This window comes from Allobosea sp. BK604, assembly GCF_004341515.1.
Classification (GTDB): Bacteria; Pseudomonadota; Alphaproteobacteria; order Rhizobiales; family Beijerinckiaceae; genus Allobosea.
In genome coordinates this window covers 247147-271295 of the sequence record NZ_SLZF01000003.1, presented here as the reverse complement: position 1 = coordinate 271295, position 24149 = coordinate 247147, and the positions used below count along the sequence as shown (strand labels likewise).

The 24149-nt window shown below is 65.4% G+C and carries 24 protein-coding genes and 1 tRNA gene; 17 read left to right on the top strand and 8 right to left on the bottom strand.

Features of this window, described 5'->3' with window-relative positions; all coding sequences use genetic code 11:
- Positions 1–16: 16 nt before the first annotated feature.
- Complete coding sequence (locus EV560_RS10700; RefSeq protein WP_131855742.1) at positions 17–841, bottom strand: GntR family transcriptional regulator; 825 nt, start codon at positions 839–841, stop codon at positions 17–19.
- Between the two features lie 176 nt (positions 842–1017).
- Between EV560_RS10700 and EV560_RS10695 the strand changes: the two genes are divergently transcribed.
- The 3 genes from EV560_RS10695 (at position 1018) to EV560_RS10685 (ending at position 4150) form a co-directional block, all read left to right on the top strand.
- Positions 1018–2022, top strand: coding sequence for a TRAP transporter substrate-binding protein (locus tag EV560_RS10695; RefSeq protein ID WP_131855741.1), 1005 nt, complete (start codon positions 1018–1020; stop codon positions 2020–2022).
- 207 nt (positions 2023–2229) lie between these two features.
- Complete coding sequence (locus EV560_RS10690; protein WP_131855740.1) at positions 2230–2799, top strand: TRAP transporter small permease; 570 nt, start codon at positions 2230–2232, stop codon at positions 2797–2799.
- Between the two features lie 76 nt (positions 2800–2875).
- Positions 2876–4150 carry a TRAP transporter large permease gene (locus tag EV560_RS10685; protein WP_131855739.1) on the top strand — a complete coding sequence of 425 codons (1275 nt, stop codon included), beginning with the start codon at positions 2876–2878 and terminating at the stop codon, positions 4148–4150.
- 170 nt (positions 4151–4320) lie between these two features.
- Here the strand turns inward: EV560_RS10685 and EV560_RS10680 are convergent, their stop codons facing one another.
- Positions 4321–4992 carry a cyclase family protein gene (locus EV560_RS10680; protein WP_131855738.1) on the bottom strand — a complete coding sequence of 224 codons (672 nt, stop codon included), beginning with the start codon at positions 4990–4992 and terminating at the stop codon, positions 4321–4323.
- 205 nt (positions 4993–5197) lie between these two features.
- On the opposite strand from EV560_RS10680, the gene EV560_RS10675 reads away from it, so the two are divergent.
- The gene (locus EV560_RS10675; RefSeq protein WP_131855737.1) at positions 5198–5722 is read left to right on the top strand and encodes a hypothetical protein; all 525 of its coding nucleotides are present in this window, start codon (positions 5198–5200) and stop codon (positions 5720–5722) included.
- Between the two features lie 4 nt (positions 5723–5726).
- Here EV560_RS10675 and EV560_RS10670 read toward each other — a convergent pair whose 3' ends face one another.
- The 4 genes from EV560_RS10670 to EV560_RS10655 form a co-directional block, all read right to left on the bottom strand.
- Positions 5727–7055 carry a TRAP transporter large permease gene (locus EV560_RS10670; RefSeq protein ID WP_131855736.1) on the bottom strand — a complete coding sequence of 443 codons (1329 nt, stop codon included), beginning with the start codon at positions 7053–7055 and terminating at the stop codon, positions 5727–5729.
- Entirely contained in the window at positions 7055–7633 is a 579-nt protein-coding gene (locus tag EV560_RS10665; RefSeq protein ID WP_131855735.1) for a TRAP transporter small permease subunit, read from the bottom strand. The genes EV560_RS10670 and EV560_RS10665 overlap by 1 nt, the downstream gene beginning before the upstream one ends.
- A gap of 185 nt (positions 7634–7818) precedes the next feature.
- Entirely contained in the window at positions 7819–8931 is a 1113-nt protein-coding gene (locus EV560_RS10660; protein ID WP_131855734.1) for a TRAP transporter substrate-binding protein, read from the bottom strand.
- A 486-nt stretch (positions 8932–9417) separates the two neighbouring features.
- Entirely contained in the window at positions 9418–9795 is a 378-nt protein-coding gene (locus tag EV560_RS10655; protein ID WP_207907989.1) for a DUF6481 family protein, read from the bottom strand.
- A 236-nt stretch (positions 9796–10031) separates the two neighbouring features.
- Here EV560_RS10655 and proB point away from each other — a divergent pair, with 236 nt between their 5' ends.
- The 11 genes from proB to EV560_RS10600 all read left to right on the top strand — a co-directional run bounded on the left by proB (position 10032) and on the right by EV560_RS10600 (position 19619).
- Positions 10032–11156 carry a glutamate 5-kinase gene (gene proB / locus EV560_RS10650; protein ID WP_248311988.1) on the top strand — a complete coding sequence of 375 codons (1125 nt, stop codon included), beginning with the start codon at positions 10032–10034 and terminating at the stop codon, positions 11154–11156.
- A 98-nt stretch (positions 11157–11254) separates the two neighbouring features.
- Positions 11255–12496, top strand: a complete 1242-nt coding sequence (locus EV560_RS10645; protein ID WP_131856196.1) for a glutamate-5-semialdehyde dehydrogenase — start codon at positions 11255–11257, stop codon at positions 12494–12496.
- Complete coding sequence (locus EV560_RS10640) at positions 12493–13104, top strand: nicotinate-nucleotide adenylyltransferase (RefSeq protein ID WP_131855733.1); 612 nt, start codon at positions 12493–12495, stop codon at positions 13102–13104. The genes EV560_RS10645 and EV560_RS10640 overlap by 4 nt, the downstream gene beginning before the upstream one ends.
- A 225-nt stretch (positions 13105–13329) precedes the next feature.
- Positions 13330–13707 (top strand): ribosome silencing factor, encoded by a 378-nt coding sequence (gene rsfS, locus EV560_RS10635; RefSeq protein WP_131855732.1) that lies wholly within the window; start codon positions 13330–13332, stop codon positions 13705–13707.
- A gap of 16 nt (positions 13708–13723) precedes the next feature.
- The gene (gene rlmH, locus EV560_RS10630; RefSeq protein ID WP_131855731.1) at positions 13724–14203 is read left to right on the top strand and encodes a 23S rRNA (pseudouridine(1915)-N(3))-methyltransferase RlmH; all 480 of its coding nucleotides are present in this window, start codon (positions 13724–13726) and stop codon (positions 14201–14203) included.
- Positions 14204–14217: 14 nt separating this feature from the next.
- On the top strand, positions 14218–15564 hold the full coding sequence (locus EV560_RS10625) for a murein hydrolase activator EnvC family protein (protein WP_248311987.1): 1347 nt from the start codon (positions 14218–14220) through the stop codon (positions 15562–15564).
- Positions 15564–16958, top strand: coding sequence for a S41 family peptidase (locus tag EV560_RS10620; protein ID WP_131855729.1), 1395 nt, complete (start codon positions 15564–15566; stop codon positions 16956–16958). Before EV560_RS10625 ends, EV560_RS10620 begins: the two co-directional genes overlap by 1 nt.
- A 190-nt stretch (positions 16959–17148) precedes the next feature.
- The gene (locus EV560_RS10615; protein WP_248311986.1) at positions 17149–18363 is read left to right on the top strand and encodes a divergent polysaccharide deacetylase family protein; all 1215 of its coding nucleotides are present in this window, start codon (positions 17149–17151) and stop codon (positions 18361–18363) included.
- Entirely contained in the window at positions 18360–18869 is a 510-nt protein-coding gene (locus EV560_RS10610) for an RNA pyrophosphohydrolase (RefSeq protein ID WP_131855727.1), read from the top strand. Before EV560_RS10615 ends, EV560_RS10610 begins: the two co-directional genes overlap by 4 nt.
- A gap of 145 nt (positions 18870–19014) precedes the next feature.
- The gene (hisE, locus tag EV560_RS10605) at positions 19015–19401 is read left to right on the top strand and encodes a phosphoribosyl-ATP diphosphatase (RefSeq protein WP_131855726.1); all 387 of its coding nucleotides are present in this window, start codon (positions 19015–19017) and stop codon (positions 19399–19401) included.
- A 141-nt stretch (positions 19402–19542) separates the two neighbouring features.
- Positions 19543–19619: transfer RNA gene (locus tag EV560_RS10600), tRNA-Arg, on the top strand.
- A gap of 1007 nt (positions 19620–20626) precedes the next feature.
- Here EV560_RS10600 and EV560_RS10595 read toward each other — a convergent pair.
- Together EV560_RS10595 and EV560_RS10590 are read right to left on the bottom strand one after the other, a co-directional pair.
- Positions 20627–21106, bottom strand: coding sequence for a hypothetical protein (locus EV560_RS10595; RefSeq protein ID WP_131855725.1), 480 nt, complete (start codon positions 21104–21106; stop codon positions 20627–20629).
- Positions 21107–21314: 208 nt separating this feature from the next.
- Positions 21315–22334, bottom strand: coding sequence for an AraC family transcriptional regulator (locus EV560_RS10590; RefSeq protein WP_131855724.1), 1020 nt, complete (start codon positions 22332–22334; stop codon positions 21315–21317).
- Positions 22335–22591: 257 nt separating this feature from the next.
- On the opposite strand from EV560_RS10590, the gene EV560_RS10585 reads away from it, so the two are divergent.
- Positions 22592–22990 (top strand): helix-turn-helix domain-containing protein, encoded by a 399-nt coding sequence (locus tag EV560_RS10585; protein WP_165923409.1) that lies wholly within the window; start codon positions 22592–22594, stop codon positions 22988–22990.
- Between the two features lie 222 nt (positions 22991–23212).
- Complete coding sequence (locus EV560_RS10580) at positions 23213–24118, top strand: hypothetical protein (RefSeq protein ID WP_131855722.1); 906 nt, start codon at positions 23213–23215, stop codon at positions 24116–24118.
- Positions 24119–24149: the final 31 nt, after the last annotated feature.

The following is a 24149-nucleotide window of genomic DNA, read 5'->3' as shown; positions in this document are numbered from 1 at the left end:
CGGCGGGGAGCTTTGTTCATGCGCTCCCATCCACCGCAGTCTCCGGCGGCGCTTCGGCACCGTTGGCGGCGAGGATCGCTGCCAGCCCGTTGTGGAAATGCGCTTCCATCAACCGGCCGAGTTCGTTGCCGTCGCGCGCGACGAGTGCGGCGAGCATCGCGTCATGCTCGTGCATCGCGGCCTTCCAGCGATTGGGCTGAAGGTTGGGCAGGTATTTCGCCCGCTCGACGCGGGCCGCGAGCGCCTCCCAGACGCCGAGCAGCACAGGGTTCTGCGCTCCCTCGATGATGGCGCGGTGGATCTGCTGGTTGAGCGCGAAGTAATCCGGCAGCTCGTCGCGAACATGATGCAGCATCATCCGGTAATGCAGCACGCCGATCTCGGCGATGGCCTCGTCGGTCATAGCCTTGCATGCAAGCCGGGCGGCCAATGCTTCAAGCGAGCCGACGACGTCGAACAGCGCGGTGATGTCGGCGAGCGTCAGCGGCGCGACCTCGGCGCCGCGGTTCTGCGTGAGCTGAACCAGCCCTTGAGCGGCCAATGTCCGCAGTGCCTCGCGCAGCGGCGTGCGGGACACGCCAAGTCGCTCGCAGAGCTCCTGCTCGCGCAGTTTCTGCCCCGGTTCCAGGTCGCCGGTGACGATCATCCGGTGCAGGGCGTCGACCGTGCTGGTGTGCAGCCGTCCCTTGCGGCGCGGTTCCTTGGCAGGCTGGTCCGTCTCCGCGGGCCTGGCGCTCATGAAGCCTCCCTTTGCCGCTTGACGGCTTTTCAAACTTGTATGCAAAATACAGCATTCAGAACAGAGCCGCGCCAAAGCGGTCGTTCGGGAGGAACGCGCCAAGGCGTTCCCGGTCGAAGCATGAAAGCCACGGCGGGTCCAGAGCGGGGCCGGCGGAGCCGCTCATGCGCGTCGCCATCCTCCCGCAAGGCGTAGAACTAAAGGAGATGAACCGGGCCCGCCCGGACAGAGCGGGAAGCAAGACACGGCGAAAACGCCGGTCGAAACGGGAGGATGACATGATCAGACGTCGCGAGTTCCTCGCAGGTGGCACCATGCTCGCGGCCGGCGCCGCCTTCGGCATCGGCAGCGCCTCGGCGCAGAACGTCCGGGTGCGCTATGCGCATGTCGGCTCGGAAGGCGATATCCAGTACTGGTACGGCGACGAGGCCGGCAAGCGCATTCCCAAGGTCACCGGCGGGCGCGTGACCGTCCAGGTGTTCCCGAATTCGCAGCTCGGCGGCGTGCAGGAGCTGATCGACGGCGTGCGCTCGGGCGCGATCTCGATGGGTCACCATGAATTCGCCTCGCTGGCGCGGCTGGCGCCGGATATCGCCGTCTTCAATGCGCCTTTCGTCTATCGCGACGGCGCGCATGCGCTGGCGGCGACCGACCCGCAGAAATCCGAAGTGCTGATCGAGTTCAACGAGAAGCTGGTCAAGGGCGGTGGCATGCGCATTGTCGGCCGGCTCTTCCGCGGCGCGCGCCAGATGACCGCCAAGATGGCGGTGATGTCGCCGGCCGACCTGCAGGGCAAGCCGTTCCGCGGCGTGCCGCTGCAGCTCTGGACGACGATGATCAAGGGCTTTGGCGCGATCCCGACCCCGGTCGAGGTTGGCGAGCTGCCGACGGCGCTGATGACCGGCATGGTCGTCGGCCAGGAAAACCCGCTGACCATGATCAATGCCAACAAGCTCTACGAGGTGCAGAGCCATGTGATGCTGACCGGGCATATGCAGAACGTGCTGCCGGTCTTCGTCAACGAGAAGGTCTGGGCCTCGCTGAGCGAGGATGACCGCAAGGCCATCCTGGCCGAGTTCGAGACGATGGCGCAGGAGACGCTTCAGGCCGCCAACAAGGCGGAGCAGGACCTGATCGGCGAGCTCCAGAAGAAGGGCATGAAGGTCATCACCGAGAAGGACGGGCTCAAGGTCGCCGAGTTCCGCGAGAAGGTCGTGGCCGAGGTCAACAAGGATTTCCCGACCTGGAAGGGGTACATGGACCGCATCTCAGCCATCCGCTGAGACCGCCCGTGAATTCTACTGGCGCGGGCGCCTGACGCGGCCGTCTGCGCTTCCGGTGCTCACGGACATCAGTCCGCTCCGCTCCGGTTCTCGACGACCACGCCAGTCGTCTCGCGCCAGCGAATTCCCGGATGGTCTCTGACCTCGCACTCTTCACCATGTCACGGCCGGCCTTGAGGCCGGCCCGCCACGCCGGAGCCGCTCCGCATGTCAGAACAAGCCGTCGCGCCCGAGGATGTCGGTCCGATGCTGGCGATCGATCGCCTGATGAAGCCCGTGCGGCAGTTCTATCGCTGGATCGGCGTGGCGATGATCGCGCTGATGCTGATCCTGCCGGCCTTCCAGGTGCTGATGCGCCAGGTCTTCCGCGCGCCCTTCATGGGTTCGGAGGAATTGACGCGCTTCATGCTGATCTGCGTCGTCTTCGTGACCTTGCCCTATATCACCGCGACCGGCGCCAATATCCGGATGGAGGAATTGCTCCATGCGCTGCCGAAGCGGGTACGGGCGGTTCTGGCGGTGGTCATCCCCGCCACGGGGGCGATCTGCTTGGCCATCGCCGGGCTCGCCGTCACGGTGGCGACGCTGCGCAATCTCAACAACGCGACGCCGACGCTCGGCATTCCCTATTACATCTTCTTCTCGGCCGCCCTGTTCGGCTTCGTCTTCGGCATGATCGAGTCGCTGATCCAGGTCTGGAAAGCGCTCGCGGGTCACCCGCCCTATGTTCATTTTGCCGACGAAGAATCGAACGAGCCCGCACCGAACATCGTCTGACGCGCCTGCGCCGCGCGACGCGGCGCGCTTCGCCCTCTGCGCTGGATACCCGGCCATCTCCTGATCGCGAGCTTCGATGACCTTACTGCTGCTGGGTACCTTCACGCTGCTCTTCATCTTCGGCTGGCCGGTCGTGATCGCCGTCATGCTGCCTGCCATCGCCTATGTGTTGTGGAACGATTTCCCGCTCGAACTCGTGGGGCAGCGCATGGTCTATGCGCTCGATTCCTTCCCGCTGGTGGCGGTGCCGATCTTCATCTTCGTCGGCAGCCTGATGAACCAGTCGGGCATTACCGAGCGCATCTACACCTTCTCCTCGGCCTGTGTCGGGCGCATCCATGGCGGGCTGGCGCAGGTGAACATCTTCGCCAGCCTCGTCTTCTCCGGCATGAGCGGGGCGGCGCTGGCCGATATCGGCGGGCTCGGGCGCATCGAGGTCAAGGCGATGACGGCCCATGGCTTCAAGAAGGAGTTCGCCAGCGCGCTGACCTGCGCCTCGGCCATCGTCGGGCCGATCTTCCCGCCGAGCATCCCTCTGATCATCTATGGCTCTGTGACCAATGTCTCGATCGTGCAACTGCTGATCGCAGGCATCGTGCCGGCGCTGGTCTGTGTCGTCTTCCTGATGATCACGGTCGCGATCCTGGCCTGGAAATATGATTTCCCGCGGGCCGAGCGCTGGCCGACGCGCCAGGAATTGTCGAGCTCCTTCCTCTCGGCGCTGCCGGCACTGCTGACGCCGATCCTGATGGTCGGCGGCATGCTGGTCGGCTGGTTCACGCCGACGGAGGCCGCCTCGATCACGGTCGTCTACGTCATCTTCATCAGCGTCGTCATCTATCGCTCGCTGACCTGGCAGCATCTGCTCGCCTCGGCCTATGAGACGATCAAGAGCACGGCGGCGATCCTGGTCATCGTCTCGGCGGCGGCGCTGTTCGGCTGGATCCTCGCCGTCGAGGGCATTCCGCAGGCGGCGGCCAAGGAGCTGCTTTCGCTCAGCAAGGACCCGCTCGTCCTGCTGCTGATCGTCAACGTGCTGCTTCTGATCGTCGGCATGTTCCTCGACAGCACGACGGCGACGCTGCTGGTGATCCCGATCATCGCCGGGCCGCTGCACATGGCGGGCGTCGATCCGATCCATCTCGGCATCGTCGCGATCTTCAACCTGATGCTGGGCCTGTTCACCCCGCCGATGGGGCTGGCGCTCTTCCTGATCGCGGATATCGCGAAGGTCTCGATCCGCTCCGTGCTGAAGGAGATGCTGCCGCTCTACATCCCGCTGGTCGGGACGCTGATCGTGCTGATCCTGTTTCCGGAGATCACCCTCTGGCTGCCGAAGATGATGCGCTGACAGTGCTCGCGAATTCTACTGCTGTAGCCGTCTGGCGCGACTTTCTACGCTTCCGGTGCTCACGGACCGATGTCCGCTCCGCTCCGGTTCTCAAAAGTCACGCCAGCCGACTCACAGCAGCGAATTCTCAAGCACCGTCAGTCAGTGCAAGCCATCAGACCGGCAAGCCATCAGACCGGCAGGCCCTCGATCGCATAGAAGCGCGCTGGCGCGCCGTCGGCATTCGGGATCAGCAGCGGGGCGGCGCTGAACAGCACGCGCGGCTGGGTGATCTTGCTGGTGTTGAAGACGTATTCGATCAGCGTCACGCCGTTCTTGAGCAGGATGTCATGCGTGACATGCTCGGTCTTCGGCACTTCCTTGTTCTCGAGCAGGAGGCGGATCGGGAAATCCTGCGGGAAGTCGAAGGCGACCGCGGTCGGCTTGCGGGCCTGCAGCCATTTGGCCGATTCCAGCGTGAGCCAGGGTGCCTCGGTCCAGAAGGTCTTGTCCTGGTAGTTGCGGCGGTCGTTCCAGCCGGCGGCGAGCAGCAGGATCTCGCCTTCGGCGCCGCCGGGATCGGCCGCCTCGAGCTGCTCGGGCGTGATAGCCTGGTTGTCCGGGCAATTGCGCAGGTTCAGCACGCGGCAGGGGCCGACGACACGATCGAGCGGGGTGGTCTCGATGGTCGGCGCGCCGGCGACGAAATGGGCGGCGGCATCGACATGGGAGAAGCCATGGCAGGTCGTCGTCAGCTTGCTGACGCGGAACTGGTCGCCGGCAGCGATATCGCCCTTGATCGCGAGCTCGATCGGCCAGCGGAAATGCGGCGTGATCGGCATGCTGAGGTCGATGACTTTCATTCTTGTCTCCATCCCTGAGGCGGCAGGCTGTATGCCGCATGTTGCATACAAGAATTGCGACCGGTCAAGGCGCGGCCACGCACTGGGCTTCATGCGTCGGGCAGGATGCCAAGTGGTGCTGGTGGGAGGCTGCCTGCCCGGCGGCGATTGGCTTTCGGCTCACCGTGGCGTTTGATGCGCGACGTGCCGCAACGGGGTCCATGCCATGCCGACAAGACAGCTCGTGCTGGGCATCTTTCTGGCCGCGATCGCGCTGCCTGCCTTCGCCCAGGATTGGGTGAGCAGCTACACCAAGCATGACTATGCGAAATGCGGGAAGGCCAAGCCTGACGATGAAGGGGTCTCGATTCATCGCTGCGCCGGCAAGGCAGGCATCGCCGTGATCTGGACGGCGGGGGATGATGCCTCGCTGGTCGGGTTCGGAGAGAAGCCCCTGGATGAGCGGCTGACCGACAAGGCGGTGTTCTTCGAAGCCGGCAACACGATCGAATGGCGCGGCCCGAAAGGCGGCAAGCCGCAGGCCGCGATCCTGCGCTATGCGACCGGCCAGAGCATCGGCAAGCTCGGTGGCAGCCTGCTCGTGGTCTACCGGCTCGCTGGGGATGGCGCATCCTGCATCATCGGCAGCGTCGACGGGCGCAGCACCCAGGCCAATGCGCTGGCGCGCCGGCTCGCCGACGAGAAGGCGGCCGGCTTCCGTTGCGGCGAGGATCAGCGCAGCGACGGCTGAGGGCTCAGCCGTAGAGATATCTCGGCAGCCAGAGCGCGATGCCCGGGAAGATATAGACCAGCACCATCGCCACCAGCACGATCCAGAGGAAGGGCATCACGCCCGAGAAGATCTGGTTGATCGTGACATGCGGCGGCGCGATGCCCTTCAGGTAGAAGGGCGCCATCGCCACCGGCGGCGAGAGGAACGAGGTCTGGATGTTCAGGGCAATCAGGATGCCGAAGAACAGCGGGTCGATCTGGAAGAACTGTAGCAGCGGCAGGAAGATCGGCACGAAGATCACGATGATCTCGGTCCATTCCAGCGGCCAGCCGAGCACGAATATGATCAGCTGCGCCACGATCAGGAACATGGTTGGCGAGAGGTTGAGCGCCGTGACGAGGTTCTTGATCGGCTCGTGGCCGCCGAGGATCGCAAAGATCGACGAGAAGATATAGGAGCCGACGAAAAGCCAGCAGACCATCGCCGAGGTCCGCGCGGTCAGGATGACGGATTCCTTGACCTTCCCGAAGGTGAGCGCGCGATAGGCGGCGGCGAGGATCAGGCTGCCGAGTGAGCCGATGGCGGCCGCTTCCGTCGGGGTGGCCAGGCCGAAGAAGATGGCGCCCAGCACGGACAGGATCAGGATGGTGAGCGGGAAAAAGCTGGTCAGCAGCGCCCACCAGACCTTCAGCCAGGAGACGTCGGTCTGCTCCTTGGGAAGTTTTGGCGCCAGGGCCGGATTGAGCCAGCAGCGCACGAGCACGTAGATCATATAGAGGCCGGCGAGCAGCAGGCCGGGGAAGAGCGCGCCGGCATAGAGCTTCGGCACGGAGACGCCGGCCGTCGCGCCATAGAGGATGAGCATGACGCTGGGCGGGATCAGGATGCCCAGGCAGCCGCCGGCGCAGACGACGCCGGCCGAGAGTTTCACGTCATAGCCGGCGCGCAGCATGGCGGGAAAGGCGAGCAGGCCCATCAAGGTCACCACGGCGCCGACGATGCCGGTCGCGGTTGCGAAGATGGCGCAGGTCGCGAGCGTGGCGATGGCGAGCGAGCCCGGCACATTGCCGAGCGCGAGCTGGATCGAATGGAACAGCCGGTCAAGGATGTTCGCCCGCTCGATGATGTAGCCCATGAAGATGAAGAGCGGGATCGAGACCAGCACGTCGCTGGCCATCACCGAATAGGCGCGCTGGACGACGAGGGCGAAGACGTTGTCGCCCATTGCCCAGTAACCGAAGCCGACGCCGAGCGCCATCAACGTGAAGGCGATCGGGAAGCCGAGCATGATAAAGACGATGAACAGGACGAGCATGACCACGCCCAGTTCGGGATTGCCGAGGCCGAACATCAAATGGATCCTTCGCGGGCCGCGGCCGCTTCGTCGAGAATGAGCTTTTCAGTCTCCTCCACGTCATGCAGGCGTGGCGGCCACTCGCCGGTGCGCAGGCAGATGATGCAGCGCGCCACCTCGGCTGCGCCCTGGACGCACATCAGCACGCCGACGATCGGGATCAGTGTCTTGAAATGATAGAGCGGCGGGCCGTTCGGCGAGTTGGAGGAATGCTCGCGGATCATCCAGGAGAAGGCCGCGAATTTATAGCCGGCCCAGGCGAGGGCGATGATGCCGGGAAAGAAGAAGAGGATGTAGAGCACGAGGTCGAGCCTGGCCTGCGTCACCGGGCTCCAGGTGCGGTAGAGGAAATCGCCGCGCACATGCGCATTGCGAGCGAGCGCATAGGGCCCGGCCAGCATGAACAGGGTGCCGTAGAGGATGTAGCTGACGTCGAAGGCCCAGGTCGTCGGCGCGCGCAGCACATAGCGGGCGAAGACCTCGTAGCTGATCGCAAAAGTAAGGATGACGATCGCCCAGCCGGCGAGCTTGCCGATGGCCGTGTTGAACTTGTCGATCGCGAGAATGAATTTCATCGACGCTTCCGCCCCTGGAGCATTTCCGCGTTTCTCCGAATCGCGGAAATTCTCCATCTGTTTGTTTTGACGCATTTTCTTCACGCGAACCGGTGTCCAGTTCGCTCGAAAATGCTCCAGCCACGCCAGATACGAGAAAAGCGCCCGCCATCGCTCGGATGGCGGGCGCGGGCTTGAGCTGGGCCTCAGCTCTTGAAGAAGTGCGTATAGGCGAGCTCGCGCGAGGGCTCGTTGAGGCGCTGGTAGCCGACGGTGCGCTTGACCCAGGCCTTCTGCGACTCGACCACCTTCTTGAAGAACGGGTCGGCGGAGAGCTTGTCGAGCACCTTGTCCCAGGCCGCGAGCTGCGCCTTCAGGATCACTTCGGGCGTCGCCACGACATTAACGCCCTTGGCGCGCAGCGCCTCAAGGTCCTTGGAATAGCGGTCGAGCGCCTTCCAGATCATGTCGGAGGATTCGGACTCGGCGGCGTATTTGACGATCGCCTTCAGCTCGGCCGGCAGGGCGTCGAACTTGGACTTGTTGAAGATGATCTCGAAGCTCTCAGCCGCCTGATGGTAGCTCTGCAGCATGAAGACCTTGGCGACGTCCTGGAAGCCGAGGATCGAGTCCGAGGACGGGTTGTTGAACTCGGCGCCGTCGATGACGCCGCGCTCCAGCGCCGGGACGATCTCGCCGCCGGCGAGGATTGTGACGGCGGCGCCCATCTCCTGCTTGAGATCGGCGGCGAGGCCGACGGTGCGGTATTTCAGACCCTTGAAATCGTCGGCGGTCTTGAGTTCCTTCTTGAACCAGCCGAGCGGCTGGCACGGCATCGGGCCGCTGAAGAAGCCGACGAGATTGAGCTTGAGCACCTGGCCGACGAGCTCGTTATAGAGATCGTAGCCGCCGCCATGATTCATCCAGCCGAGGAAGTTGGTCGCGTCCCAGCCGAGGGCGGGGGGCGTGCCGAACAGCGAGAAGGCCTTGTTCTTGCCGTACCAATAGGCGGAGACGCCATGGCCGCCGTCGAGGATGCCGGCCGCGACCGCGTCCTGCATCTGGAAGGCCGGCACGACGGCGCCGGAGGCGAGCAGGTCGATCTTCAGCCGGCCGCCCGACATCTCGTTGACGCGCTTGACGAAGTCACCGGCGAATTCGTGGAAGATGTCCTTGGTCGGCCAGGTCGACTGGAATTTCCAGGTTGTCGTTTGAGCCCGGCTGACATTGGGCATGGCGATGGCGCCAACACCGGCGAGCGCACCGACCTTCAAGAAGTTGCGGCGATTGGAACGTGGCTTAGGCGTCTCCGTAGGCATGCAGTCCTCCCCAGGGTGCTCGCCATGGGTGCGGCGAGTCGTTCTTGCAGCGCTGTGGCTGCGATACCCTAGAGTTGCCAGCTTTGGTTGCTATGGCAAGCGAAAGAACTAATACTAAAGTCTTAGAATTGTTTGCTTATTTGATTGGCTGGGACGTAAATGCGTGCCGGCCGAGAGTATTGGGGCCGGATTATGTTGCGGCGCGATGGCGTGGACCGGCAGCTAAGTCCGAGTATGCATCGACGGTTGTGCCGTTCAGGAACCAAGCAAAGCAAATCGCTCCGCCGCGACTGCACAATCCCAATGCGGCACCGCAGCGCGAATTCCAACAGCACCTGGCCTTGTAGGAAGACCATTGCGGAATCGGAAAGAATGCTCGCGCGTCCATTGGCGCCCGATCGCGATATCGGGCTGCCGCGGCCGCCGAGGCCGGATCGATGAGCGAGAGCGAAGCTGGCCGGGACGGAGCCCGGCCATCGCGAAAGCTCAGCGGCGGCCTTTGCCGGCGCTGCGCATCTGCATGTACTGGACAGCCTCGAGCAGCACCTTGCGCGGGCGCTCGGCATCACGCTTGGCCTGCTCGGCCTTGCGGGCGGCCTCGCGAGCGGCCTCGGCGATGCGCTCTTCCTCTTCGCGCTTGGCGCGCTCGATTGCTTCCAGGCGCTCGGCCTCCGCGCGGGCGGCGGCCTTCTCGGCCTCGCGCGCGGCGCGGGCGACAGCAACGGCCTCGCGCTCGGCGCGACGCTGCTGCATGATCGGATCATCCTGGGTCGGCCGCGCCTTGAAACGCTCGAGCAGCGCCTTCTTGGCATTGGCAGAAGCCGCCGCACGGTCCGTGAAATTGCGATCCTGATTGAACTTCAAAGCTTGCCTTCTCGTGGTGAGCGGACACCATTTTTATCCGCGTGCGCGAGATAAGGCAGGGACGGCGTTTTGTCACTGTTTTTGACGCATGACAGCGTTTCGTTTTCGGGTGATCGGCCGGAAAATTCCGACGTTTTGCGACAGTTTGCAGACTGCCTCGACCGAGCGAGTGCTTTACAATCGCAGGCTTTTCGCCAAGACGGTCGACGAGTTGACCGTTATGCCGAAAGTCGCCCGTGAATATCCCGTCGCTGAGCCAGTTCCGTCGCATCGTGGTCAAGGTCGGCTCGGCCCTGCTGGTCGACCGCGCGCGTGGCCGGCTGCGCCAGGCCTGGCTCGCGGCGCTCGTCGAGGATCTTGCCGATCTGCATCAACGCGGCGCCGAGGTGCTGGTCGTCTCGTCGGGCGCGATCGCGCTCGGGCGCACCGTGCTCGGCCTGCCTTCGGGGCCGTTGAGGCTGGAGGAGAGCCAGGCGGCGGCTGCGGTCGGGCAGATCGCGCTGGCGCGCAACTGGGCCGAGGCGCTCGGCCATCACGGCCTCACCGCCGGGCAGGTGCTGCTGACGCTAGCCGATACCGAGGAGCGCCGCCGCTATCTCAACGCGCGCGCGACGCTGGGGCGGTTGCTCGCCTTGCGCGCCATCCCGGTGATCAACGAGAACGACACGGTCGCGACCACCGAGATCCGCTATGGCGACAATGACCGGCTGGCGGCGCGCGTCGCCACCATGGCCGGCGCCGATCTCCTGGTGCTGTTCTCCGATATCGACGGACTCTATACCGCGCCGCCCGCGCGCGACCCGGCTGCGAAGCACATCCCGCTGGTGCCGAAGATCACCGCCGAGATCGAGGAGATGGCCGGCGGGCCGGCCTCCGAGCTCTCGCGCGGCGGAATGCGCACCAAGATCGAGGCCGGCATGATCGCGGCGGCCGGCGGCACGCATATGCTGATCGCCGACGGCCGGGTGAAGAACCCGCTCGGCGCGGTCGCCAATGGCGCGCGCTGCACCTGGTTCCTGACCGGCTCGACGCCGGCGACGGCGCGCAAGACCTGGATCGCCGGGTCGCTCGAGCCACGCGGGGCGTTGCATGTCGATGCGGGCGCGGCCCGCGCCTTGCGCGGCGGGGCGAGCCTGCTGCCGGTCGGCGTCAGCCGGATCGAGGGCGAATTCGCCCGCGGCGATGCCGTGCTGATCCGCGATCCGGACGGCCGCGTGCTCGGCCGCGGACTCGTCGCCTATGATGCGGCGGAGGCTGCGCTCGTGCTCGGCAAGGCCTCCCGCGATATCGAGGCGATTCTGGGCTATCCAGGGCGGGCAGAGATGATCCACCGGGACGACATGGCGCTCGGCGTCGGCTAAGGTTGGGACGTTCGAAGGTTTGGCGGTGCGTGATGACGGGTGAAAGCGCCTTGCGCGTGGTCTCAGCAAGCGAAGGGCAGGGCGATGTCGCCACGCTCATGCACGGCCTTGGCCGGAAGGCACGCGCGGCGGCTCGGCAGGTCGCGCTGGCGCCGGCGGAGACGCGCAACGCGGCGCTGAAGGCCATCGCTGTGGCGCTGCGCGAGCGTGCCCCGGCGATCCTTGCCGCCAATGCGCTCGATCTCGCCGAAGCCAAGGCGGCCGGCCAGAAGGAATCCTTCATCGACCGCCTGCTGCTCGATGAGAAGAGGATCGCCGAGATCGCCGAGGCGGTCGCCAGTGTCGCGGAGCTTGCCGATCCGGTCGGCCGCGTGCTCGCGAGCTGGGAGCGCCCGAACGGGCTCGTCTTCGAGCGCGTCGCGACGCCGCTCGGCGTCATCGCCGTGATCTTCGAGAGCCGGCCGAATGTCACCGCCGATGCCGGCGCGCTCTGCCTGAAGAGCGGCAATGCCGCGATCCTGCGCGCCGGCTCGGACAGCTTCCGCTCCTCGACCGAGATCGCCATCGCCATGCGCCGGGGCCTGGAGGCCGCCGGTCTGCCCGGCGATGCGATCCAGCTCGTTCCGACGCGGGACCGTGCGGCGGTCGGCGAGATCCTGGCCGGACTTCAAGGCGCCGTCGATGTCGTCGTGCCGCGCGGCGGCAAGGGGCTGGTGGCGCGGGTGCAGAGCGAGGCGCGCGTGCCGGTCTTCGCGCATCTCGACGGCAACTGCCATGTCTATGTCCATGCAGCAGCCGAATTGGAGATGGCGCGCAGCATCCTGCTCAACGCCAAGCTGCGCCGCATCGGCGTCTGCGGGGCGGCCGAGACCTTGCTGGTCGACAGGGCCTGCGCCGATACGCACCTGAAGCCGCTCGTCACCATGCTGCTCGATGCCGGCTGCGCCGTACGCGGCGACGAGGCGGTGAAGGCGGTCGATCAGCGCGTCACCGCCGCGACGGACGAGGATTGGGCGACCGAGTATCTCGACCGCATCATCGCCGCGAAGGTGGTCGAGGGGCTTGGCGAGGCGATCGACCATATCGAGCGCTACGGCTCGCACCATACCGAGGCGATCGTCACAGCGGACGAAGATGTGGCGCGGCGCTTTCTCGCCGAGGTCGATTCCGCGATCGTGCTGCACAATGCCTCGACCCAGTTCGCCGATGGCGGCGAATTCGGCTTCGGCGCCGAGATCGGCATCGCCACCGGCCGGATGCATGCGCGCGGGCCGGTCGGCGTCGAGCAGCTCTGCTCGTTCAAGTATCGGGTCCATGGCAGCGGTCAGATCCGGCCGTGAGACCAGAGGATCTGCGGCTGCCGGCCCATGCGCCCGGCCTGCGCATCGGCCTGTTCGGCGGCTCGTTCAACCCGGCCCATGAGGGGCACCGGATGGCGAGCCTGACGGCTTTGCGCCGGCTCCAGCTCGACCGGGTCTGGTGGCTGGTGACGCCGGGCAATCCGCTCAAGAACAATTCGGCGCTACCTCCTCTGGGCGAGCGCATCGACATCGCACGCGAGCTCGCCGATCACGCCCGCATCCATGTCACCGGCGCCGAGGCGCGGCTGCGCACCCGCTACACCGCCGACACTTTGCGGGCGCTGAAGCTGCGCTGCCCGGGCGTGCGCTTCGTCTGGATCATGGGTTCGGACAATCTCGCCGGCTTCCATCGCTGGAACGAATGGCGGACGATCGCGCGGATGATGCCGATCGCGGTGATCGACCGGCCAGGCACGACTCATCGCGCCGTCGCCTCGCCCGCCGCCAACTGGCTGGCACGCTACAGGCTTTCGGAAAACGAGGCGGCTGCGCTGGCCGGATCGGAGCCTCCGGCCTGGGTGTTCCTGCACGGCAAGCGTTCCGATCTGTCCTCGACCTATCTGCGCCAACTGGCTGCAGCCGGATGACCTGAACCAGCGCCGCAGCGCGACGCTGGTTCAGGCCTGAATCCGGCTCCCGGCTCAGGGCTGGGCTTGATGCCGTCCGAAAACCGCTTCACAGTTTTCGGCATCGCGCCCCGTCGCGATTGAATTTCGGGCCGTTTACGATTAGTTTAGAGCTGTCGCGCCGCGAGCGCGTCGTCATGTGAGGATACGGAACTGAACCGTCCAACCCTTGGTGAAGCCGAGCCGATGCCGCTTCCCCAGGCCGCTGTCCCGGGCAACCCTTCCGCTGACAGCGTGGCCCTCGCACTGCATGTCCTCGAAGATATGAAGGCCGAGGACATCACCGTCATCGACCTTGTTGGCAAGACCTCGCTGGCTGATGCGATGATCATCGCGTCCGGCCGGGTGAACCGGCATGTCGCGTCGATCGCCGACAGCCTGGTCGAGGCCATCAAGGGCTCGGGCCTGCCTTCGCCGAAGGTCGAGGGCGTGCCGGCTTGCGACTGGGTGCTGATCGACACGGGCGACCTGATCATCCACGTGTTCCGGCCGGAAGTGCGCCAGTTCTACAATCTCGAGAAGATGTGGGGCGCCGACCGGCCGCATGAGCGCCTCGTCGGCTGACGTCAGCTGACAGGACGTGCGCCTCGCCATCATTGCCGTCGGCCGGCTCAAGGACGGGCCGGAGCGTGAGCTGTGCGAGCGCTATCGCGAGCGCGCCCTGCAACTGGGCCGCGGCCTCGGCTTCACCGGGCCGGAGATCGTCGAAATCGCCGAGGGCAAGGGTCGCCGCTCCGACGAGCGCAAGCGCGAGGAGGCGGCGGCCATCCTTGGCAAGCTGCAGCCCGGCCTGCTGATCGCGCTCGACGAGCGTGGCCGCAGCCTCGGCAGCGAGGCCTTCGCCGCAAAGATCGCCGCGGGGCGTGATGGCGGAACCGCGGCGGCGAGCCTCGTCATCGGCGGTGCCGACGGCCTCGCCGAGGAGATCAGGGACCGTGCCGACATCACGCTCGCCTTCGGCGCCTTGACCATTCCGCATCAGCTGGTGCGTGTGCTGGCGCTCGAGCAGCTCTATCGGGCGATGACGATCGTCGCCGGACACCCCTATCATCGCGCATGAGCTTTGTGCCGCCAGTGATTCGCGACAGGGCCCGCCTTGGCGGTAGCGCGTTGCTGGCCGGTCTCTGGCTCGCGCTCGCACCCGCGACCGCTCAAGCGCCGCAGCCCGATCCCGAGCAGCTCGCCCGCGAGGCCCAGCAGAAGCAGGTCGAGAAGCAGGCGCGCGAAGAGGAGCTGAAGGCGATCGAAGCCAGGCTCGCCGGCAATGCCGAGGCGCGGGCCAAGTTGGAGGCGGAGATCGCCGGGATCCGGGCCGATCGTGCCGGGCTGAATCAGGCGCTGCTCGACACCACCGCCCGCACGCAGGCGGCAGAGCGTCGCATCGCGGCGCTGGAGGAGCGTCTCAACCTGCTGCAGGGCAGCGAGTCGGCGATCCGGCGCTCGCTGGAAGGCCGGCGCGGGCTGATCGCCGAGGTGCTCGCGGCGCTGCAGCGCATCGGCCGGCGGCCGCCGCCGGCCGTGCTGGTCCGGCCCGAGGATATTCTCGAAGCCGTGCGCGCCTCGATGCTGCTCGGCGCCGTGGTGCCGGACCTGCGCCAGGAGATCGAGATCCTCGGCACCGATCTCGCCGAGCTGGTGCGCCTGCGCGAGGGCATCGCCAACGAACGCAAATCGATCAGCGGCGAGCTGGAGCAGCTTGCCGGAGAGCGGCGCCGTCTCGCCTCGCTGGTCGAGGCCAGGCGTGAGCGCGAGGCGAGCGCAGCCAAGGATGTCGAGGCCCAGCGCAGCGCCGGGAACGAACTCGCCACGCAAGCGAAGGGCCTGCGCGATTTCGTCGAGCGGATCGAGAAGGAAATCTCGGTCGCCAACAAGGCGGCGGATGCGGCGCGTCAGGCGCTGGAGAACGAGACGCGCGAGCAGCGCGAGCGCATGGCGGCGCTGGCCTTCCGCGATCCAGCGCGGCTCGCGCCGAAAATCGCCTTCGGCGAGGCCAAGGGCCTGCTGCCGCTGCCCGTTGCCGGATCACAATCGCGTGGCTTCGGCGAAAATGACGGTGCTGGCGGCACGACACGCGGAATTTCTCTCAAGACTCGTCCCAATGCCCTAGTTTCGGCGCCTTCGGACGCTTGGGTGGTTTACGCGGGACCGTTCCGCTCCTTCGGGCAACTCTTGATCCTGAATGCGGGCGGGGGGTACTATCTGCTGTTGGCCGGCATGCAGCGCATCGACGTGTCGCTCAACCAGTTCGTCCTTGCGGGCGAACCGGTTGCGGTGATGGGGGAAACGTCGGAAACTGCTTCGACGATCATGGGGTCGGGGACCGGCGAGCCGGTTCTCTATATCGAATTCAGGAAAGACGGCGTCTCGATCGATCCGACGCCGTGGTGGACGAAACCGCAAAGCGAAAAGGTTCGCGGATGATGCGCAAGGTCTCTCTCGTTCTCGTCGGCGCCATGGCCGGCGCGGGCCTCACCGGTCTGGTGAATCAGACCGGGCTCATGTCGTCGACCAGCGCGGTCGCGGCCTCGGCCGAAGTCTACCGCAGCCTCAATCTCTTCGGTGACATCTTCGAGAAGATCCGCACCGACTATGTCGAGAAGCCTGACGAGCAGAAGCTGATCGAGGCCGCGATCAACGGCATGGTCTCCTCGCTCGATCCGCACTCGGGCTATCTCGACGCCAAGAGCTTCCGCGACATGGATACCGACATGCGCGGCCAGTTCGGCGGCCTCGGCATCGAGGTCACGATGGAGGACGGCACGCTCAAGGTCGCCAAGCCGATCCGCGACACGCCCGCCTCCAAGGCCGGCATCCTGGCCAACGACATCATCCGCGAGATCGATGGCGAGGTGGTCAAGGGCCTGAGCCTGAGCCAGGCGGTCGAGAAGATGCGCGGCATCATCAACACCCAGGTCAAGCTCAAGATCGAGCGCCCGGGCAAGCCCGATCCGCTGGAATTCACCCTGACGCGCTCGACCATCGTCGTGCCGGCGGTCGAGGAGCGGGTCGAGAACGATGTCGGCTATATCCGCATCGGCACCTTCTCCGAGCAGACCTATGAGGGCCTGCGCAAGGCGATCGAGAAGACCACGAGCGAGATCGGCGCCGACAAGATCAAGGGCTACATCATCGACCTGCGCAATAATCGCGGCGGCCGTCTCGACCAGTCGGTGCTGGTCTCCGACGCCTTCCTCGATCGCGGCAAGATCGTCTCGACGCGCGGCCGCAATGCCGAGGAGACCCAGGTCTTCAACGCCAAGTCGGGCGATCTGACCAAGGGCAAGCCGGTCGTGGTGCTGATCAACGGCTCTTCCGCCTCGGCGGCCGAGATCGTCGCCGGCGCCCTGCAGGACCACAAGCGCGCGACCGTGATGGGCACGCGCTCCTTCGGCAAGGGCTCGGTGCAGACCGTGATCCCGCTCGGTGCCAATGGCGGCCTGCGCCTGACCACGGCGCGCTACTACACGCCGTCGGGCAATTCGATCCAGGCCAAGGGCATCACCCCGGATATCGAGGTCGTGCAGGAGATCCCGGCCGAGCTCAAGGACAAGCTCGCCGAGAACAAGGGCGAGGCCTCGCTCAAGGGCCACCTGAAGGCCGGCGATGGCGAGGAGCAGTCCGGCTCGGCCTCCTATGTCCCGAACGATCCGACAAAGGACACCCAGCTGATCGCGGCGCTGAACCAGCTGCGCGGCGTCAAGCGCGATGCGGCTGCTCCGGCTCCGGCTCCGGCGGCGACGCCTGCGCCGGCCCCGGCGCCCGAGACGCCCGCTGCTCCGGCAGCGCCGGCCACTCCGGAAGCGCCCAAGCCCTGATCGCGGCCGGCACTTTCGAGCATCGCTAGACATTGGCATCCCGGGCGAGATCCTCGCCCGGGATGCTTCGTTTTGAAGCCGATACACGGTGTGGCAGCGCTGCTCTCGACTGCCGAAGCGTCAAGCGTCAAAATCACGGGCGCGAGCCGGCTGATTCGGCTTGGGTACAACCCTTTGAGGACGGCTGATTTTGGCCGGAACGCCGCTCACCGAGCTCAATCGGCCGCTCGGCCAGGATCGTCCGGTGCGCCAGGGCTCGGCCTGGGCGCAGCGTCTCGGCTTGGCCGGAGCCGGCGTGATCGGTCTCGCCTTGGTCGGGCTCGTCCTCGTCCTGGCTCTGCGCCGCGACCCCGATGGCGGCGAGCCGATGGCGACTGCCCTGATCAACAAGACGGTTGCGACCAAGCCCGAGATCGCCCAGGCGCCCGCCGCCCCGCCGGCGGCCCAGGAGACGGCGCGCCCGCAATCATCGGCCCGGCAGCTCGAGAGCGAAGCGGGGGTCACGGTCGTCCGTCCCGGTGCGGAGGCGCCAGGCGCCATCGTCATCACCGTTCCCGATAGCGGCGAGGTCAAGCTCGCGGCGGCGCCGGACAGCCGATTGGTCGAGCGCAGCCGCTTCGGTCTGCTGCCCAAGGTCGGCCCGGACGGCGCGACCCCGGCGCAGATCTATGCCCGCCCGCTCGGCCCGGCACCGGCGACGAAGCCGGCCGGCCGCATCGCGCTCCTGGTCGGCGGACTCGGCATCAGCCAGAACGGCACGGCGGAGGCGATCGCGAAGCTCCCCGGCCCGGTCTCCCTCGGCTTCGCGCCCTATGGCACGGAGTTGGAGCGCAGCGTGCAGCGCGCCCGCAGCGGCGGCCACGAGGTCTTCCTGCAAGTGCCGATGGAGCCCTTCGACTATCCCGACAACGATCCCGGCCCGCAGACGCTGCTCGCCGGGCCGAAGGCGGCCGAGAATATCGACCGGCTGCATTGGCTGCTCGGGCGCTTCACCGGCTATGTCGGCATCGTCAATTTCCTTGGCGGGAGGCTGACCGCGGACGAGGCGGCGCTCTCGCCGATCCTGCGCGAGATCGCGGGGCGCGGGCTGATGGTGGTCGATGACGGCTCGTCGGCCCGCAGCCTGCTGGCTCCGTCGGCCATCAAGGCGCAGATTCCGACATTGAAGGTCGATCGCGTCATCGATGGCGTGACCCGAGCGGACGCGATCGACCAGGAACTCCAGAAGCTGGAGGCCCTTGCCCGCGAGCGGGGCGTCGCCGTCGGCGCGGCCACCGCCCTGCCGGTCTCGGTCGAGCGGATCGTGCGCTGGGCCGCGACGCTGGAGGCCAAGGGCATCGCCATCGTCCCGGTCAGCGCGGCGCGTGGCTTCCGGAATCCTTCCACGACGGGTGCGTTGCGATGACGAGTTCTCCTCCTGCCGGTTATCGTCCCTGCGTCGGTCTGGCGCTGTTCAACCGTGACGGCCTGGTCTTCCTCGGCCGGCGTGCCAATAAGCGCCTGGTCGAGCATGTGGCGCCCGGCTTCGAATGGCAGATGCCTCAGGGTGGCATCGACCCGGGCGAGACGCCGTATCAGGCGGCCGTGCGCGAGCTGCAGGAGGAGACCAACGTCACCTCGGTGTCTCTGCTCGCCGAGGCGCCGGCCTGGCTCAGCTACGACCTGCCCGTCGATATCGGCAAGCAGGCCTGGAAGGGGCGCTGGCGGGGCCAGGCGCAGAAATGGTTCGCCTTCCGCTTCGAAGGGGCTGAGAGCGAGATCAATATCCTGACGCCGGCCGGCGGCCACAAGGCCGAGTTCGACGCCTGGCGCTGGGCGCGGCTGGACGAGACGCCGGAGCTGATTATCCCGTTCAAACAAGCAGTTTATCGGGATGTTGTGAAGTTTTTCACAGGATTTGCGGCGAACTGAGGCCTTCTGCCCGGTTTTGCAGGAAATGACCTGTCGCTTGTTCGGATTTGAACTAACCTCGTAGCGGGCCTGATTCGTCGGGTCCGCGCCTCCCTTTGCGCGGCGCTGTCACGAAACGCTCATGAGACGAGGTGACGCTCTCGACATGGTCGATTCTGTCCACCGGCTCCACGCTGCCGTTCTCGCCGCGCGCTCTCGCGACGCCGCCTATTCGCGTACCGCCAAGCTGATCGGCGAGGGCCTGCCCAAGATGGCCAAGAAGCTGGCCGAAGAGGCCGTCGAGGTCGGGCTCGAGGCGGTCCAGGGCGAGCGTGAGCGGGTCATCCTCGAGAGCGCCGACCTGATCTACAATCTCGTCGTGCTCTGGAGCGAGATCGGCGTCGCGCCCGACGATGTCTGGCGCGAGATGGACCGGCGCGAGCAGCTTTACGGCATCGCCGAGAAACTGACGAAGAATCGGCTGCTCAAGCAGGCCGAGATCAGCGAGCGCGAAGCGGAGCTGAACCGGCAATCGGTGATCAAGGCCGGCTGAGGCGAAGCCCTCCGCGTGAGTTGTCCCCGGCTTGTGACGTTTTCATATCAGGGCCGAGTTTAAGGGGTTGCCAAGCCGAATGAGAGCGGCTATTTCCGCCGCATCGGAACGGCACGGCCTTAAACCGTGCACCTGATATGCGCGCCCGTAGCTCAGCTGGATAGAGCATCAGACTACGAATCTGAGGGTCAGAGGTTCGAATCCTTTCGGGCGCGCCATTTCCACTTCGCCGGACGCGAGGTGGGCTAAGGTCCTCCAGGGTAAAGCCAAATTTGGAGTTCTAAAGCCGTCTCCCCGCTTATAGCGGAAGGGGTGCGAGGACGGTGAGCTTCAAGACCGTTCTGCGATATTTCAGGCAAGCGGACTTCCAAAGATTACATGAGCTTGCAAGGAATGAGTGCGCGGTTCCAAATCGAGCTTCAAAGGTTTCCTTCTGACATCCTGTGCCGGCAATGTCTTCCGAGACAAGAAGCCGCTCTGTCTCCAGCTTTCCGATTTTTCTGCAAGGCCCGGGAAGCCGCTGGAAGATTGGTCTCGATGAAGCGCTCAACGTGATTTTCAATCTGGCGCTCAAGAGTACGCGCTGATCCGACCGCGCGCTCTCTATCGATCGTTGAGAGGCGGATTCACCGATCAGGTTGATTCAACCGGATCGGATCTGGCTCTAGGCACGCCAATTCGTCAGAAAATGCTCCAACCCCCAGCGCGGCATTAGCCTCGCGGTGACACCACAGCTCCTCGAACATTTGCGCAGCCACGGTGAAGATGTTTCTGAACTGCGGCGCTTGGCGCGAAATGGCAAGATCACCCGCGCCAGTTCCTTTCACCAATATCTACCTGAGCTGACGACATCGGCCAGGTCACGTAACTCCATTTGCTGGCACCCGAGGAGGGCGCAGACAATGAAACCGGTCCGATATGCCTGCTGCCTGCTTGTCCTGGGATCTATTCTCGGGGGATGCCAGACTGCAGGTTCAAGGCAGGAGCAGCTTGCTGCGATATGCGCCGATCCGGCCAATCGCCGGCCCGACACGACCTATTTCTCGGAATGTCAGGCGCTGTATCCGTCATCGGATCGGGCCTTGCAGAAGGACTTCATGCTCGGCGCCCCCACCGGGGAGTAAGGCACCTCCGCGTTTCCTCGAATCGCGGAATTCTTCAGGCTCTCGTTTCATCGCATCGTCTTTACGCGAACCGGGTGCCCGGTCCGCGTGAAGACAACCCGCTAATGCGATGAAGCCGAATTGTTGCGGGCCTGCTGCTGCGATGGCCAGACCGCCTGGAACATCGCAAACATGAACGCGGTGGTGAGACCGAACAGCAGCACGCCGGCAAGTGATTGCAGGACACCCATCATCTGCCAGTGCGGCGACAATGAAACGGTCCCGGTGCCGAAACCGGTCATGGCTCCCACCGAATAGAGCATTGCGGATTTCGCGTCCGGGAACGCACCGAGCCACAGATAGGCGAGGGCCCATGTGACCGCCTCGAGCCCATGCAACGCCACGATCAGGAATACGGCGGTGTTCATCGCCACGGCAAATCGAACCATGAAAGTCCGCTTGCGGCCGATCTTTCTAAGGAGGGCGGTGAAGCCATCGTAGATGAAGGCCAGGCCGAAGACGTGAACGATCACGTTCAACAGGATCAGCGGAAGGCTCCAGGCCCAGTCGGCGCCCCAGGGCGTCTCGTCGAGAACATACATGCTGTCGTCCCATCCAAGCCGCGCTTGCTGCGGCATCCATGATCGGCGGCGCATCGGCCCAGGTCGCCGCGACCCGGATCGTAACGGGCAGGCTCAGACGCGAATTGCCATTCCGCGCCAATCGGCTGGAGAGGCGATGGTTGCGTGGCGGGCGGCTCAGGCGTGGATCCGCCACGCGCATGTGGCGGGAGCTGCGAACTCGGGATGGCTATGAGCTCAGGCCGTCCGATCCTCGCCGTGACTGCTCGCGGAATTGCCGGGGCGTCACACCCGCCATTCGCCGGAAAGCGCGCGTGAAATGGGCATGATCGGTGTAGCCGGAGGACAGCGCGATTTCGACGATTCTGGAATCCGTGTCGCGCAAGAGCTTGCTGGCGTTGTCGAGGCGGGCCGCGTCGACGAGATCCGAATAGCTGAATCCAGCCTGCGATAGCTTGCGTTGAAAGCTGCGCGGGCTGAGGCCGGCCATCTCGGCCATGTCCGCGAGCGCCGGCGCTCCTTCATCCAGGTAGGATGGCAACAGCATCCTGAGCAAGCCGACGATCTCGTAGTTGGACGGAGGGTCCTCATCGGCAAGAGGTGGAACGGATATCGGGTTCGGGCGGCCGGGAAGGCTGAGGTGGGAGACCGGCACATCGATCCAGGATGCGTGCTGGCCGGACAGGAAGCGCGTGTTCGGCCATTGGGAGCGCGTTTCCAGACTGGGCGTGTAGCGGGCCTCGAACGCGATCGTCGCCGGACTCCACTGCGGGCCGGTGAATTGCCGAACGATATGGATGGTGAAAATCAGCTGCAACCACTGCGAATGCTCGAGATGCGGAAGTCCGGCTGTCCCCACCAACCGGCTGCAAATCCGAATCCGGTCGTCGCCGCGTTCGAGCCACAGCCTCAGGATCGTGTCTTCGATGGAGGCCCATTTGCAGGCTTGCTGGAGCGCGACCAGCAATGTCGGCGAATGGCCGATCACCGCCCGCATCTTTTCGCTGAGGTGCTCGAAGTGCAATTGCCTCGCCGCCTGGAAGCCGAAATCGACGATGCCCTGCGCGCGCTGGGCGGCCTCCGCGAAGCGGATCGTCGGCAGCAGCGGGATGTAACCGCCCGGCTTTTCCGCCGGCGATGCGGGAAGCCGATGTTTCGACAAAAGACTATCTGTCGGTGCCCCAAGATTGTCCAGGATGTGCGTGAACGGAATGAGGAATTGGCAGCGAGTCAGCGGAATATCGCCCATCGGAAAACGTCCCCCCGGAGTCGTCGTCTACGGCTTAAGAGCTAGGTTTTGAAATTCTTCCTGATTCACAACGACATGGCCGAGAGGTCCGCCGAGGGTGACTCCCAGAATACTCTGTTCTCGTTTCGCGACAAACACGTTACGTGGTTGCCGATACTTCAGTGCCGCGATCCGCATTTTGGCGGCTTCTGGCAAGACGGCCGGTCAATCCGCCTCTATCGCAGAACCGGAAGGGTTCTCAGCCAATAGGGATGTCGATGAAGACTGTCCCCGTCGCCTCGCCGAATGCGGTTCGCGCCATGATTGCTGGGTTGCTGCAGGATGGTGACCCCTCCCTGCGGGCCACCGCTAAACGATTGGGCATCAGCCCGCGCTCGCTGCAGCGCCAGCTGGCGACGATCGGCACGAGCTACAGCGACCTGGTTGCCGAAGTGCGCTTGGCCACGGCCTGTCATCTTCTCACCGAATCCGAGCTGAGCATCGCGAGCATCGCCGATCGCCTCGGCTATTCCGGTCCAAGCAGCTTCAGCCGCATCTTCATGCGTTTGATGAATATTCAGCCGGCTGTCTATCGCAGGCAGCGGATGGCTGGATTGCACGCGAGGCGCGGCGGCGGCGGGAGCCGACGCCCGACAGGACCCGCCGCGACGGAGTGACGTCGCGCAGATCGACAAGATGTGCCGAAGGTTCATTCCGGTCGATTTGAGACCGCAGGCGCTGTTGGCGCGAAATGGCAAGAACTCTCCGGCCGGCTCGCAGCAAATGGGCAGGCGGCTTGAGGTTCCTCAGGCCGGACGACAGATCGGGGGGCGTGTTCGCATGATCTGCAGAACGGTTGGATTTGACGCGGCCGCATGGCTGCGGCGGAGCAGCACTCGATGACGGGATGGACTATCCGCCTGTCGGCACTCTCCGGCATCGTTCTTTGCTGGGGAGCGCAGGCCTTCGCGGCCGATCTGCCGCTGCGTCCGCCGGAGCCGACCGCGCCCGCCGTGCCGCCGGCATGGACCTTCGTCGCGATGCCCTATGCCTGGGTGCCGGCGATCAACGGGTCGACGACCATCAAAGGCCGAACCACCGACATCAATGCTGGCATCGGCGAGGTCCTCGACCGCAAGATCCCGGCACAGCTCTTCGGCCTGATGGGGGCCTTCGAGGCGCGAAACGGCCGTTTCGCCATCATGACCGATCTCACCTACTTGAAAATCGGCGCGGATGGCGGCGCCGCTCGCGCTCGCAGCGTCCAGCCAGCTGTTGGCGGGGCCTTGGCCGCGTTCGCGACGGTCCAGTTCGAGATGGTCATTGCGGAAGCCGCGCTCGGCTACGAGCTCGTCCGCTGGCAGGGCGCCGGCGCCTCTGAAACGGCGATCGACCTCTATGGCGGTGGCCGCTTCTGGTGGCAGAACGCCGAGGCCGAGCTGGGGCTGATCGCCGGTCTCAATGTGGGCGACCTCACCATCGCTCGTGGCCGCGCCATTGCCGATTCCGGCGACGTGACCTGGCTCGATCCGCTGGTCGGGCTGCGCCTGCGTCACCGCTTCACGCCACAGGTGGACATGGTGCTGCGGGGCGATATCGGAGGCTTCGGCGCGGGCAGCAGGCTCAGCTGGCAGGCCATGGGCAATGTCAACTGGGAATTCGCCCGCACGGAGAACACCGTCTGGAGCGCGATGGCCGGCTATCGCGCGCTTTACGTCGACTATGCCAAGGGCTCCGGCAGCAACCGCTACGAGTACGACATGCTCACGCATGGCCCGATCCTTGGTGTCACGGCGCGCTTCTGAGCGTGCCGTCACCACCCCGCCGTTCGACCCC

What these genes read in the sequence shown, in the direction of transcription:
- EV560_RS10645 (WP_131856196.1), top strand. Translation starts at nt 11,255, where the DNA reads ATGCACGGCCTTGGCCGGAAGGCACGCGCGGCGGCTCGGCAGGTCGCG.
- EV560_RS10690 (WP_131855740.1), top strand. Translation starts at nt 2,230, where the DNA reads ATGTCAGAACAAGCCGTCGCGCCCGAGGATGTCGGTCCGATGCTGGCG.
- EV560_RS10685 (WP_131855739.1), top strand. Translation starts at nt 2,876, where the DNA reads ATGACCTTACTGCTGCTGGGTACCTTCACGCTGCTCTTCATCTTCGGC.
- EV560_RS10620 (WP_131855729.1), top strand. Translation starts at nt 15,564, where the DNA reads ATGCGCAAGGTCTCTCTCGTTCTCGTCGGCGCCATGGCCGGCGCGGGC.
- EV560_RS10670 (WP_131855736.1), bottom strand. Translation starts at nt 7,055, where the DNA reads ATGTTCGGCCTCGGCAATCCCGAACTGGGCGTGGTCATGCTCGTCCTG.
- EV560_RS10580 (WP_131855722.1), top strand. Translation starts at nt 23,213, where the DNA reads ATGACGGGATGGACTATCCGCCTGTCGGCACTCTCCGGCATCGTTCTT.
- rsfS (WP_131855732.1), top strand. Translation starts at nt 13,330, where the DNA reads ATGCCGCTTCCCCAGGCCGCTGTCCCGGGCAACCCTTCCGCTGACAGC.
- EV560_RS10665 (WP_131855735.1), bottom strand. Translation starts at nt 7,633, where the DNA reads ATGAAATTCATTCTCGCGATCGACAAGTTCAACACGGCCATCGGCAAG.
- hisE (WP_131855726.1), top strand. Translation starts at nt 19,015, where the DNA reads ATGGTCGATTCTGTCCACCGGCTCCACGCTGCCGTTCTCGCCGCGCGC.
- EV560_RS10585 (WP_165923409.1), top strand. Translation starts at nt 22,592, where the DNA reads ATGAAGACTGTCCCCGTCGCCTCGCCGAATGCGGTTCGCGCCATGATT.
- EV560_RS10675 (WP_131855737.1), top strand. Translation starts at nt 5,198, where the DNA reads ATGCCGACAAGACAGCTCGTGCTGGGCATCTTTCTGGCCGCGATCGCG.
- EV560_RS10595 (WP_131855725.1), bottom strand. Translation starts at nt 21,106, where the DNA reads ATGTATGTTCTCGACGAGACGCCCTGGGGCGCCGACTGGGCCTGGAGC.
- EV560_RS10590 (WP_131855724.1), bottom strand. Translation starts at nt 22,334, where the DNA reads ATGGGCGATATTCCGCTGACTCGCTGCCAATTCCTCATTCCGTTCACG.
- EV560_RS10660 (WP_131855734.1), bottom strand. Translation starts at nt 8,931, where the DNA reads ATGCCTACGGAGACGCCTAAGCCACGTTCCAATCGCCGCAACTTCTTG.
- EV560_RS10680 (WP_131855738.1), bottom strand. Translation starts at nt 4,992, where the DNA reads ATGAAAGTCATCGACCTCAGCATGCCGATCACGCCGCATTTCCGCTGG.
- EV560_RS10610 (WP_131855727.1), top strand. Translation starts at nt 18,360, where the DNA reads ATGACGAGTTCTCCTCCTGCCGGTTATCGTCCCTGCGTCGGTCTGGCG.
- EV560_RS10695 (WP_131855741.1), top strand. Translation starts at nt 1,018, where the DNA reads ATGATCAGACGTCGCGAGTTCCTCGCAGGTGGCACCATGCTCGCGGCC.